Source organism: Sphingobium sp. EP60837, assembly GCF_001658005.1.
Classification (GTDB): Bacteria; Pseudomonadota; Alphaproteobacteria; order Sphingomonadales; family Sphingomonadaceae; genus Sphingobium; species Sphingobium tyrosinilyticum.
The window spans coordinates 2,588,464-2,600,738 of record NZ_CP015986.1 but is presented as its reverse complement, the minus strand read 5'-3'; the positions used below and the strand labels follow the sequence as shown (position 1 = coordinate 2,600,738).

The 12,275-nt window shown below is 63.5% G+C and carries 11 protein-coding genes and 1 tRNA gene; 10 read left to right on the top strand and 2 right to left on the bottom strand.

The window, feature by feature from the left end:
* The first annotated feature begins 59 nt into the window (after positions 1-59).
* The 4 genes from EP837_RS12705 to pgl all read left to right on the top strand — a co-directional run bounded on the left by EP837_RS12705 (position 60) and on the right by pgl (position 4,748).
* A complete protein-coding gene (locus EP837_RS12705) occupies positions 60-2,237 on the top strand; it encodes a 3-hydroxyacyl-CoA dehydrogenase NAD-binding domain-containing protein (protein ID WP_066528150.1) in 2,178 nt (725 codons plus the stop codon).
* Between the two features lie 341 nt (positions 2,238-2,578).
* Positions 2,579-3,583, top strand: a complete 1,005-nt coding sequence (gene galE, locus EP837_RS12700) for a UDP-glucose 4-epimerase GalE (protein ID WP_066528146.1) — start codon at positions 2,579-2,581, stop codon at positions 3,581-3,583.
* Positions 3,580-4,053 carry a YbaK/EbsC family protein gene (locus tag EP837_RS12695; RefSeq protein ID WP_066528143.1) on the top strand — a complete coding sequence of 158 codons (474 nt, stop codon included), beginning with the start codon at positions 3,580-3,582 and terminating at the stop codon, positions 4,051-4,053. The genes galE and EP837_RS12695 overlap by 4 nt, the downstream gene beginning before the upstream one ends.
* A gap of 5 nt (positions 4,054-4,058) precedes the next feature.
* Complete coding sequence (gene pgl, locus EP837_RS12690; RefSeq protein ID WP_066528137.1) at positions 4,059-4,748, top strand: 6-phosphogluconolactonase; 690 nt, start codon at positions 4,059-4,061, stop codon at positions 4,746-4,748.
* 6 nt (positions 4,749-4,754) lie between these two features.
* On the opposite strand, the gene EP837_RS12685 is transcribed toward pgl, so the two are convergent.
* Positions 4,755-5,018: a hypothetical protein gene (locus tag EP837_RS12685; RefSeq protein WP_066529424.1), complete on the bottom strand. Its 264-nt coding sequence runs from the start codon at positions 5,016-5,018 to the stop codon at positions 4,755-4,757.
* Positions 5,019-5,074: 56 nt separating this feature from the next.
* On the opposite strand from EP837_RS12685, the gene EP837_RS12680 reads away from it, so the two are divergent.
* On the top strand, positions 5,075-6,217 hold the full coding sequence (locus EP837_RS12680; protein WP_066528130.1) for an aminotransferase class I/II-fold pyridoxal phosphate-dependent enzyme: 1,143 nt from the start codon (positions 5,075-5,077) through the stop codon (positions 6,215-6,217).
* Positions 6,218-6,452: 235 nt separating this feature from the next.
* Here EP837_RS12680 and EP837_RS12675 read toward each other — a convergent pair.
* A tRNA-Leu gene (locus EP837_RS12675) sits at positions 6,453-6,537 on the bottom strand.
* Positions 6,538-6,731: 194 nt separating this feature from the next.
* On the opposite strand from EP837_RS12675, the gene zwf reads away from it, so the two are divergent.
* The 5 genes from zwf (at position 6,732) to EP837_RS12650 (ending at position 12,252) form a co-directional block, all read left to right on the top strand.
* Positions 6,732-8,186, top strand: a complete 1,455-nt coding sequence (zwf, locus tag EP837_RS12670) for a glucose-6-phosphate dehydrogenase (RefSeq protein WP_066528127.1) — start codon at positions 6,732-6,734, stop codon at positions 8,184-8,186.
* Positions 8,179-10,005: a phosphogluconate dehydratase gene (gene edd / locus EP837_RS12665; RefSeq protein ID WP_066528123.1), complete on the top strand. Its 1,827-nt coding sequence runs from the start codon at positions 8,179-8,181 to the stop codon at positions 10,003-10,005. Before zwf ends, edd begins: the two co-directional genes overlap by 8 nt.
* Positions 10,006-10,116: 111 nt before the next feature.
* Positions 10,117-11,082 carry a glucokinase gene (gene glk / locus EP837_RS12660; RefSeq protein ID WP_066528120.1) on the top strand — a complete coding sequence of 322 codons (966 nt, stop codon included), beginning with the start codon at positions 10,117-10,119 and terminating at the stop codon, positions 11,080-11,082.
* Positions 11,082-11,699 (top strand): bifunctional 4-hydroxy-2-oxoglutarate aldolase/2-dehydro-3-deoxy-phosphogluconate aldolase, encoded by a 618-nt coding sequence (gene eda / locus EP837_RS12655; RefSeq protein WP_066528118.1) that lies wholly within the window; start codon positions 11,082-11,084, stop codon positions 11,697-11,699. Before glk ends, eda begins: the two co-directional genes overlap by 1 nt.
* Positions 11,700-11,739: 40 nt before the next feature.
* On the top strand, positions 11,740-12,252 hold the full coding sequence (locus EP837_RS12650) for a hypothetical protein (protein WP_066528116.1): 513 nt from the start codon (positions 11,740-11,742) through the stop codon (positions 12,250-12,252).
* The last annotated feature ends 23 nt before the right edge of the window (positions 12,253-12,275 follow it).

The window sequence follows — 12,275 nt, the reverse complement described above, 5'->3', positions numbered from 1 at the left end:
GTCTTCGACAAGCTCAGCCCCTACTCAGCACGAACGGCGGAGAGAAAGGTCCAGTCACCATGATGACTATTGCATTTGACATCGACGCCGACGGCGTCGCCACCCTCACCATCGACGTGCCGGGTCAGTCGATGAACGTCATCGGGCCGGAGTTCCTGGCCGATCTGGACGCCGCGATCACGCGCATCTCGTCGGAGGAAGAGATCAAGGGCGCGGTCATTGCTTCGGGCAAGGACAGCGGGTTCATGGCGGGCATGGACCTGAAATATTTCGGATCGATGCTGGCGAGCGCGGGGAGCAAGCGTCCTGCCCCGGCCGAGATTTATGACAAGGTCTTCGTGTTGAACCAGCTGTTCCGGCGGCTGGAGACATGCGGCAAGCCGGTGGCATGCGCGATCGAGGGCACCTGCGTCGGCGGCGGGTTTGAATTGGCGCTGGCCTGTCATCGCCGCGTGGTGGGTGACAGTGCCAAGACGCAGCTGGGCCTGCCCGAGATATTGATTGGCCTGTTTCCCGGCGGTGGCGGGTCGCAGCGCTTGCCGCGCCTGATGGGCGTGCAGGCCGCGCTGATGTATATGTTGCAGGGCAAGCTGTTCCGCCCCCCCGAGGCGGCGATGCTGAAGGTAGTAGATGAGGTGGTCCCCCAGGGGACTGCCGTCCAGAAGGCGAAGGAATGGGTGAAGGCCAATCCTTCCGCCAGCAGCCAGCCATGGGATGTGAAGGGGTTCAAATTCCCCGGCGGCGCGGGCCAGTTCAACCCCGGCTTTGTGCAGACGATGGTCGGCGCTCTGCCGATGACGTTGAAGCAGGCGCAGCGAAACATGAATGCGCCGGTAGCGCTGCTGTCGGCGGTCTATGAAGGGGCGATGTTGCAGTTCGACCGGGCGATCCAGGTCGAGAGCAAATATTTTGCGAAGGTCGCGGCCGAACCGCAGGCGGCGAACATGATACGGAGCCTGTTCGTCAACAAGAACGCCGCCGAGCGAGGTGCGCGGCGGCCGAAGGATCAGCCCAAGGTTCCTACGAAAAAGCTCGCCATGCTGGGCGCGGGCATGATGGGCGCGGGCATTGCGACGGTGGCGGCGCAGGCGGGCATGGAGGTGCTGCTGTTCGACCGTGATCTGGCCTATGCGGAAAAGGGCAAGGCGCATGTCGAAGAGCAGCTGAAGAAGCGGCTGGGCAAGGGCATGACGCCTGAAAAGATGGCGGAGACGCTTGGCCGGGTGAAGCCGACTACCGATTTTGCGGCGCTGGCCGGGGCTGACTTCGTGATCGAGGCCGTGTTCGAGGACATGGCGATCAAGGCTGAAGTGACCAAAAAGGTCGAAGAGGTGCTGGGTCCCGATGTGATATTCGGGTCCAACACATCGACGCTGCCCATCACCAAGTTGGCCAAGGCGTGGAGCAAGCCCGAGAATTTCATCGGCATTCATTTCTTCTCTCCCGTCGAGAAGATGCCGCTGGTTGAGATCATCCTGGGCAAGGAAACCGGCCCGGCAGCGATCGCCAAGGCGTTGGATTTCGTCAGCCAGATCAAGAAGACGCCGATCGTCGTCAATGACTCGCGCGGTTTCTACACCTCTCGCTGCTTCGCCACCTATGTGCAGGAGGGCGTCGAGATGGTGGCCGAGGGCATCAACCCCGCCCTCATCGAAAATGCAGGGCGGCAATTGGGCATGCCGGTCGGGCCCCTAGCCGTGGGCGACGAGGTGTCCATTGAACTGGGGCACAAGATCATGCTCGCGGCAAAAAAGGAGTTGGGCGACGCCTATATAGCGCAGCCATCCGATGCGGTGATGGCGCGGATGGTGGAGCTGGGGCGACTGGGGCGCAAGAATGGCAAGGGATGGTATGACTATCCTGAGGGCGGCAAGAAGCATCTCTGGCCGGGATTGGAGGAGATGTTCCCGCGTGCAGCGGTGCAGCCCGATGTCGAGGAAGTGAAGGAGCGACTGCTTTACCGGCAACTGGTGGAATGCGCGCGCTGCTATGAGGAAGGCGTGTTGGAGACGGTGGAGGATGGCGATCTGGGCGCGATCTTCGGTTGGGGTTTTGCGCCTTGGACCGGGGGGCCGTTCAGCCATATGGATACGGTTGGAATCGGGCATGTAGTCGCGGTGCTGGAGCGGCTGGCGGCGCGGCATGGCGACCGCTTTGCGCCGACGGTGCAGTTGCAGGACATGGCGGCTAGTGGGGCGGTGTTTTATGAAAGCGGGCCGGTGCGGGAGGCGGCTTAAAGGCGGGAATGGCTCTACGGTCATCCCAGGAGCGCTTGGACTGCGATAACTTTAGCTGACCCGTTTGCTCCGAGCGAAGTCGAGAAACGGTTAGCGCCATGTTTCTCGACTTCGCTCAAAACGAACGGAAGAACGAGATTCCGCACCATGCCATCGCGCTCTGGCTTGGAAGGGATTGCAATGAATCCTGCCAGCACAGCTCTCCCTAACCCCTTTTCGTCTCGCGGTGCAGCATGAATGGGGTGGGCATAATGGCTTCAGTGGGTTAGTCGTTCAGCAGAGGCTATCGGCATGCCGGACGGGTGACGGCGGCCGCTTATCTATCTGGAGACCTTCTTTCTATGAGCGACAAGCCGACGGTTCTGGTAACAGGCGGAGCCGGTTATATTGGCAGCCATGCGGTTCTGGCGCTGCGCGACGCGGGTTATGGCGTTGTGGTGATCGACAATCTGGTGACGGGGTTCCGTTGGGCCGTGCCGGACGATGTGGCTTTCGTCGAAGGGGATATTTCCGACCAGCCGCTGGTGCAGAAGACGCTGCGCGACCATGGCGTAAAGGCGGTGATGCACTTCGCCGGGTCTGTCGTGGTGCCGGAATCGGTCGAGAACCCGCTCAAATATTATCATAATAACAGCGCCAAGACCCGCGACCTGATCGAGAGCGTCGTGACGGTCGGCGTGCCGCATTTCATCTTTTCCTCGACCGCGGCGACCTATGGCATCCCGGAGGAAAGCCCGGTCAAGGAAACGACGCCGCAGCGGCCGATCAATCCCTATGGCATGTCGAAGCTGATGACCGAATATATGCTGCGCGATGTGAGCGCGGCGCATGCGATGAATTTCTGCGCGCTGCGTTATTTCAATGTGGCGGGCGCCGATCCTTCTGGGCGGACGGGACAATCGACCGCTGGCGCGACGCATCTGATCAAGGTGGCGGTCGAGGCGGCGCTGGGCAAGCGGGAAGCTGTATCGGTATTCGGGACGGATTTCGACACGCCCGATGGCACCGGCGTGCGGGACTATATCCATGTCACCGATCTTGCCGCCGCGCATGTGCTGGCGCTGGAGGCTTTGATGGCCAAGCCGGAGCAGAATTACCTGCTCAATTGCGGCTATGGGCGCGGCTTTTCCGTGTTGGAGGTGCTGGACGCGGTGGATCGGGTGACGAACCTGAAGATCGACCGGCGGATGGAAGGACGGCGCGCGGGCGATCCGGACTCCCTGATTTCCGACAATCGGGCGATCATGGCGGAGTTTCCGTGGGAGCCGCGCTATGCCGATCTGGACCAAATCGTCACCCATGCTCTGGCGTGGGAGCGCAAGCTGACCGAGATTCGTGGCAAATGAGCGAGGAGTCGGTTCGCGCCTTCTTTTCCACGCTCGCGCCCGATGTCGCGATCATCGATCAGGGCGTGAGTACCGCCACGGTCAGCGAAGCGGCAGAGGCGTTGGGCGTGGTTCCGGCGCGCATCGCCAAGACATTGTCGCTGCGGGTCGGCGGCGAGGTGGCGCTGGTGGTTGTGCGGGGTGACGCGCGGCTTCACAATGGCAAGGCGAAGGCAGCGCTGGGCGCCAAGCCGCGCATGCTGGGACTGGAGGAGGTCGAGGGGCTGACCGGCCATCCGGTGGGCGGCGTCTGTCCTTTTGGACTGGCATCTCCCCTGCCCGTCTATTGTGATATTTCATTGCAGGATTTCGAGACGGTTTTCCCGGCTGCGGGATCACGGACGGCATCGGTGGAGTTGACGCCTGCGCGGCTGGCCGATCTCACTGGCGCGCGCTGGATCGACATTTGCACACTTCCTGAAGAGAATTGACTGACATGCCCACAGAACATCTTTTCGTCGATGGCGCGCTGGCAGCGGCGGACATGGCGCGGCGGATCGGCGTCGTCCTGGGCGATGCCATTGCGGCGCGGGGCTTGGCGTCGATCGCGCTTTCGGGCGGGCGTTCGCCCCGGCCGGTGCTGGAGGCTCTGTCGGCCGCGGCGCTGGATTGGGAGAAGGTGGTCGTCACGCTTGTCGATGAGCGCTGGGTGAAGCCGGACCATGCGGACAGCAATGAGCGATTGGTGCGCGAGACCTTGCTTCAGGGCGAGGCGGCCAAGGCGCGCTTCGTAGGAATGAAGAATGGGGCGGCGGACGCCTATGCCGGGCAGGCCGCGTGCGAGGCGGCTTTTGCAGGACTGCCCTGGCCGCTCGATATCGTGCTGCTGGGGATGGGCGAGGATGGTCATACGGCGTCGCTCTTTCCGGAGGCAAAGGAACTGGCGGATGGGCTATCGACAAGCGCGCTGACGCTGGCGGTGACGCCGCCTGCCGCGCCGCATCAGCGCATGTCGCTGAGCGCCAGTGCGATCCTGAAGAGCCGCCATATCTTCCTGCAGATTGGCGGGGCGGCGAAGAAGGCGGTGTATGACAGGGCGCTCGCTGGCGGGCCCGTCGAGGAGCTGCCTATCCGGGTGGCGCTCTGCCAGCATGCCGTCTCGGTGGAGGTCTGGATTTCCGAGTGAGCCGCGTCAGTTGCGCGGCTTGTGCTTGGAAATGAGGTAGCGCCAGACGCCGACGACGTTGATGAGCAGCAGCGCGATATTCTGAAAGCCTATGCCCTCGCTGTCTTCCGACAGGAAGCCCCAGCCGATCAGGGCGATGGACGACGTCACGAACAGGACGAACGCCCAGCCGGTAATGCGGCGGCCCAGGTTGAGGGAGACGATGAGAGCGGCGAGTGTCGCGACTCCGGCGCCATAATATTGGAGGGCGTCGAGGATGGTTTCGTTCACGAGGATGCTCAACGCGGCGATTGTGACAAGGTTGCAGCGCGCGTAAGAGGCGGGCCATGATTGCCGACATTGATCCTTTTCACGCTATCGCCATCGGAGTTGAAGCGCACCGGCTGGAGGCGCAGGGGCGTTCCATCCTGCATATGGAATTCGGGCAGCCTTCTACCGGCGCGCCGAGCGCCTCGATCGCCGAGGCGCATCGGATATTAGATAGCGATCCGATGGGTTATTGGGAGAGCCCGGCGCTCAAGGAACGGATCGCGCTGCTCTATCGAGAGCGTTATGGGGTTTCGGTGGACGCGGGGCAGATATTGCTGACCTGCGGGGCTTCGCCGGGACTGGTGCTGGCGCTCAGTTGCCTGTTCGCGCCGGGCGCGCGGGTCGCGACGGCGCGGCCGGGCTATGTGGCCTATCGCAATACGCTGAAGGCGCTGTATCTGGAGCCGGTGGAGGTCGATTGCGGGCCTGCCGAGCGCTACCAGATCAGCGCGGCGGCGTTGGAGGCGATGGAGCCTGCGCCGGACGGGGTCATCATCGCGAGCCCCGCCAATCCCACCGGCACGATCATCCCGGCCGAGGAAATGGCGCGGATCGCGGAGGTTTGCGCGCGGCGCGGCATCCGGATCGTGTCGGACGAGATTTATCACGGCCTGTCTTACGGCGAAGCGGCACATTCCATGCTGGAGTTCGCGCCCAATGCCGTGATCGTGAACAGCTTTTCCAAATATTTCTCCATGGCGGGGTGGCGGCTGGGCTGGGTGGTTTTTCCGCCGGCGCTGATCGATGCGGCCCGGGCGCGGATGGGGAATTTGTTCCTGACGCCGCCTTCCCTGGCGCAGCATGCGGGGCTGAAGGCGTTCGACTGCATCGATGAGTTGGAGGGGCATGTCGCCAACTACCGGCGGAACAGGGAGCTGCTCCTCGCCGTCCTGCCCGCATTGGGCCTCAAGGAGATCGCGCCGCCCGATGGGGCTTTCTACATCTATGCGGATGTGGGGCATCTGACGGACGACAGCCTGTCTTTTTGTCAGAAGCTGCTGGAGGAAACCGGCGTGGCGACGGCGCCGGGGATCGATTTCGATCCGGTGGACGGGCATCGCCATATCCGAATCAGCTTTGCGGTATCGACCGACCGGGTGGAGGAAGCGATTTCGCGGCTCATCCCCTGGTTCAAGGCACAGGCGTCCAGCGCCTGCTGAACTTTGAGGCAGGGCGCGGGCTTCGACAGGTTCAGCCCGAACGGAGGTGGATGATCCGCTAACGGCTCACCTGAAGCATCTGATCCATAACGGATGGATCGGTGCGCATTAACTGGAATTATCATGATTAAGCGCTAGGGAGTGTCCCGCGACCCGAGGCTTTTACCCGTGTAAAAGCCCCCTGGCCCGGCTGCTCATGCGGCCGGGCCATTTTCGTCCTAGCGATCGGAGGAGATGGTGCGGGCGGTCGGAATCGAACCGACACTCCTTTCGGAACCGGATTTTGAGTCCGGCGCGTCTACCAGTTTCACCACGCCCGCGTGCATGGCTGCTCGCGCCAAATGGCAAAATCGGCCGCCAGCGTCCAGACAAAAATCAGCGAGATAGCAGCAGATCGATCTCAAGCGGTTGCGAGAGCCTCCTGCCCCCGGTAGCCTGCTTGCGTAACGAAACTCACCCGCTATATGGCCGTTTCGTGCAGACTTGAAAAACCCCAAACGGAAAAGGGCATCCTTTGACCGATCCGTCTGCCACATTCCTGCTGTTCGGCGCCACGGGAGACCTGGCGCACCGCATGATCTTTCCATCGCTCTACAATCTGCTGGCGGACGGCCTGTTGCCCGACGATTTCATGATCGTCGCGTCGGGCCGTACCGAAATGGATGACGAGACCTTTCGCGCCGACATCGACAAGGCGCTGCAAAAGTTCGTGGGCGCGGACCGCTATGATCCGGAGGTCGCCGGGCAGCTGAAGGCGCTGATTGGCTATCAGCCGGTCGAGGCGGGCAATGCCGCGCAGTTCAAGAAGCTGGCCAAGCGGCTGGAAGGACGTGAGGATCGGGGATTGTCGGTCTATCTATCGACGCCTCCTTCCCTCTTCGCGCCAACCGCGCAGGGGCTGGCGGAGGCGGGGCTGATCACGCCGACGACGCGCATCGCCATGGAAAAGCCGATCGGCAAGGACCTTGCCTCCTCCAAGCAAGTCAATGACGGCATCGGCGCACTGTTCGATGAGAGCCAGATTTTCCGCGTCGATCACTATCTGGGCAAGGAGACGGTGCAGAACCTGCTCGCCTTGCGCTTTGGCAATGTGATGTTCGAACCGCTGTGGAACGCCACGGCGATCGATCATGTGCAGATTACCGTTGGCGAGACGGTGGGCCTGGAGGGCCGGGTTTCCTATTATGACGGCGTGGGCGCGCTGCGCGACATGGTGCAGAACCATGTGCTGCAGATCTTGTCGATCATCGCGATGGAACCCCCTGCCCGCATGGACCCAACGGCCGTGCGTGACGAGAAGGTGAAGGTGTTGCGATCGTTGCGTCCGATGACGGCGGAGACGGTCAAGACCAACAGCGTGCGCGGACAATATACGCCAGGCGCGGTCGGCGGCGAAATCGTCACCGGCTATGCCGACGAGCTGGGCAAGCCGTCCGACACGGAAACCTTCGTGGCGCTGAAAGCCCATATCGACAATTGGCGCTGGCAGGGCGTGCCTTTCTACCTGCGGACGGGCAAGCGGATGCCGGCCCGCCAGTCGGAAATCCAGATCCAGTTCAAGCCGGTGCGTCATTCGATCTTTGGCCGCAATGGCGGGTTGGAACCCAACGCCATGATCATCCGCCTGCAGCCGGAGGAATATATCCGCCTGCTGATCATGAGCAAAAGGCCGGGACTGGAGCGTGACGTCCATCTGGAGGAGGTCACGCTGGACGTATCGCTGACCGCCGCCTTTGCCGGACAGCGCCGCCGCATCGCCTATGAACGGCTGATCCTGGACCTGCTGGCGGGCGACCAGACGCTGTTCGTCCGCCGCGACGAGGTGGAGGCGCAATGGACCTGGATCGATTCGATCATCGACGGGTGGAAAGAAGCCGGCATGAAGCCTTCACCCTATGCGTCTGGGAACTGGGGGCCGTCTTCGGCCATTGCCTTGACTGAACGAGACGGAGCCAGCTGGCATGACTGACCTTCATCCGGTGATCGCCAAGGTCACCGATCGCATCATCGAACGGAGCGCGCCGCGCCGCCGCCAATATCTCGACCTGATCGAGCGCGGGCGCGACGCGGGAACCAACCGCTCGCAACTAAGCTGCGGCAATCTGGCGCATGGATTTGCCGCGACCGGCGAGGACAAGCCGGTGATTCGGTCGGGCAACGCGATGAACATGGGCATCGTCACCGCCTATAACGACATGCTGTCCGCGCATCAGCCTTATGGCGCCTACCCGCCCGCCATCAAAGTCTATGCGCGCGAAGTCGGCGCGACGGCGCAGGTCGCAGGCGGCGTGCCTGCCATGTGCGACGGCGTGACGCAGGGTCAGGCGGGCATGGATCTGTCGCTTTTTTCCCGTGACACGATCGCGCTTTCGACGGCAATCGCGCTGTCGCATGCCATGTTCGAAGGCGCGCTGCTGCTGGGCATTTGCGACAAGATCGTGCCAGGGCTGCTGATCGGTGCGTTGCGTTTCGGGCACCTGCCGACCATCTTTGTCCCCGCGGGACCGATGCCTTCGGGACTGGCGAACAAGGAAAAGGTGCGGATCAGGCAGCTTTACGCCGAGGGCAAGGTCGGCAAGGAAGAACTGCTGGAATCGGAAAGCGCCAGCTATCATGGCGCGGGCACCTGCACCTTCTACGGCACCGCCAATTCGAACCAGATGATGATGGAAGTGATGGGGCTGCACATGCCCTGCGCGTCCTTCGTCAATCCGGGCACTAAGCTGCGCAGCGAACTCACGCGGGCGGCAGTGCACCGGCTGGCGGCGATCGGCTGGGATGGCGACGACTACCGGCCGCTTGGCCATTGCGTCGATGAAAAGGCGATCGTCAACGCCATCATCGGCCTGATGGCGACGGGCGGATCGACCAACCATGCGATCCATATTCCCGCAATGGCGCGGGCGGCGGGCATCCATGTCGATTGGACCGACTTTGCCGAGATTTCGGACGTCGTGCCTCTGCTGGCGCGGGTCTATCCCAATGGCGCAGGCGATGTGAACAACTTCCACATGGCGGGCGGCATGTCGGTGGTGATCCGCGAATTGCTGGACAATGGCCTGCTGCACCGGGACGTCATGACCGTCGCGCGTGAAGACCTGACCGACTATGGCAAGGAGCCGGTGCTGGAGAATGAGGCGCTGCAATGGCGCGATGTCCCGGCGTCGCGTGATGAATCGATCCTTCGGCCGGTGTCCAATGCGTTCAGCCCGGATGGCGGCATGCGGCTGCTGGCGGGCAATCTTGGCCGCTGCGTCATGAAGGTGAGCGCCGTGGACAAGGAACGCTGGACGGTCGAGGCGCCTGCCGCGATCTTCCACGATCAGGATGATGTGCTGCGCGCGTTCAAGGCGGGCGAGCTGGAGCGCGATGTGGTTGTCGTTATGCGATTCCAGGGGCCGCGCGCCAATGGCATGCCGGAACTACACAAGCTGACCCCGGCGCTGGGCGTGCTGCAGGATCGCGGTTTCCGCGTGGCGTTGCTGACCGACGGGCGCATGTCGGGCGCTTCGGGCAAGGTGCCCGCCGCGATCCACCTGTCGCCCGAAGCTCTGGGCGGTGGGCCGATCGCGAAGCTACGCGACGGCGACATGGTGCGGGTGTGCGCGGAGAGTGGCGTTGTCGAGGCGCTGGTCGATGCGGCCGAATGGGACGCGCGCGAGACGCCCGCGCCGCCGCCTGCCCCCTATGACACGGGGCGTGAGCTGTTTGCGCTGTTCCGGCATCATAGCGACCTGGCGGAACAGGGCGCTTCGCCGATTCTGGCGGCGATGGAAGCTGAATTATAATCCCCCCACCCGTCATGCCAGCGAACGCTGGCGTCTCTGGCGAGAGGGCGCGGCCCAGCCTCACGAGATCCCGGCTTTCGCTGGGATGACGATCATGACTGGAGAGGTCTTATGACCGACATCATCGCTGCCGACATTGGCGGCACCAACGCCCGCTTCGCACGAGCCAAGCTGGACGCGCGAAATGTGCCGACGCTGGGCAAGGCGCGCAAATATAAGGTGGCGGACTTTCCGAACCTGCAAGCCTGTTGGGCGGCGTTCGCGCATGATGAGGGCGGCGATTTGCCCAAGGCGGCGTCGATCGCCTTCGCGACGGCGATCGGGCGGGACGTCATCAAGCTGACCAACAGCAGCTGGATGATCCGGCCCGATACGCTGGACGAGGAACTGGGCCTGAAGCAGATGCGGCTGGTCAATGATTTCGAGGCTGTGGCGCATGCTGTCGCCCGTCTGCCCAAGGACAATCTGCCGCTGCTGTTCGGGGAGGACCGTCCCTTTCCGCGCGATGGCGGGGTCACGGTGGTGGGTCCGGGCACCGGCCTTGGCGTCGCGATGATCGCTTTCGATGATGACGAACCGCATGTGATCGCGACCGAGGGCGGGCATTTGGATTTCGCCCCGCTCGATCCGCTGGAGGAGAAGATCCTCGCCTATCTGCGCGACAAGTTTCTGCGGGTATCGACGGAACGGGTCGTGTCCGGACCGGGGCTCAACAATATCTACAAGGCGATGGCGACGATCGGCCACGATCGCGTCGTGCTGATGGAAGATGCCGAATTGTGGCAGGCGGCGATCGACGGGACGGACGAATTTGCCCGCGCGGCGTTCGACCGTCTGTGCCTGTGCTATGGGTCTGTAGCGGGCGATCTAGCGCTGGCGCATGGCCCGCATGGCGTGGTGCTGGCGGGCGGGCTGACCCAGCGGATGCGCGACCTGCTGCCGCAAAGTGGGTTCCACCGGCGCTTCACCGCCAAGGGACGCTTTGAAAGTCTGATGGCGGCGGTGCCGATCCGGCTCGCCTTGCATGAAGAGATTGGGCTGTACGGTGCGGCCGCGGCCTTTCGGGAGAAGAAATAATGTCGCTCAGCGTTGAACAGGTGATGGAACTGGCGCCGGTCATTCCGGTGCTGGTGGTCGATCGGGTGGAAGATGCGCTGCCGATCGCGCAGGCGCTGGTGAAGGGCGGCCTGCCCGCGCTGGAAGTCACGCTGCGTACGCCAGCCGCGCTGGATGTGATCCGGGAGATGGCAAAGGTCGAAGGCGCGGTGGTGGGTGCGGGCACGGTACTCAACCCTTCGCAACTGGATGCCGCGATGGAGGCGGGCGCGCGCTTCATCGTGAGCCCGGGACTTACCGAGCCGCTGGGCAAAGCGGCGGTGGCGGCGGGCGTGCCGTTCCTGCCCGGGACCGCGACGGCGGGCGACATCATGCGCGGGCTGGATTTGGGACTAACGCATTTCAAATTCTTCCCGGCGGAAACGTCGGGCGGGCTTCCTGCGCTGAAGGCGCTGGCAGCGCCGTTGCATGCCGCCCGCTTCTGCCCAACGGGCGGGATCACGGCGGAGAGCGCGCCCAAATGGCTGGCCGAGCCCTTCGTGAAATGCGTTGGCGGAAGCTGGGTGGTGCCCAAAGGCCCGGTGGACGCCGCAAAGATCGAGGCGCTGGCGCGGGAGGCGGCGGCGCTGCCGCGCTGACGCCATTGCGCGGCGGCATTTCCCGCCCTAGATCAGCGGGATGATATTCCGCCGCTTATTGACCACCATCGCCCTGTTCCTTTCCGGCTGCGCGGGGACGCTGACAGGCTACCCTTCGCTCGCCAAACGGGCGGTGGAGAATGCGCCAATGGGCGAAGCTCCGGCTGCTCCCGCCCCGGTAGAGGCTGATCCGGCGCTGCAGGCGCAGGTCGATCGGCTTGCGGGGCAGGCGCAGGCGGGAAGCGCGGCTTTCGACAAGGCGTGGCCAGCGGCGGATCGGGCTGCGCGGGCGGCGGCCGGCGCGGCCGTGTCGAGCGAGCGCTGGGTAGCGGCGCAACTGGCGATAAGTGAGCTGGAGGCGGCCCAAAACGACAGCGTGTCAGCGCTGGCGAGCCTGGATACGCTATATGTAGAGCGCAGCAACGCGGTGGCCGAGGGCAAGGCTCGCGGCGGCGCGGAACAGATTGATGCGGCGCGGAAGGCAGCGCTGGCCGTTGTCGATTCGCAGAATGACCGGATCGATGCGATCAAGGGGCGCTTGGCTCAGCCTTAGAAATCGGTTCTAGAACCATTCTT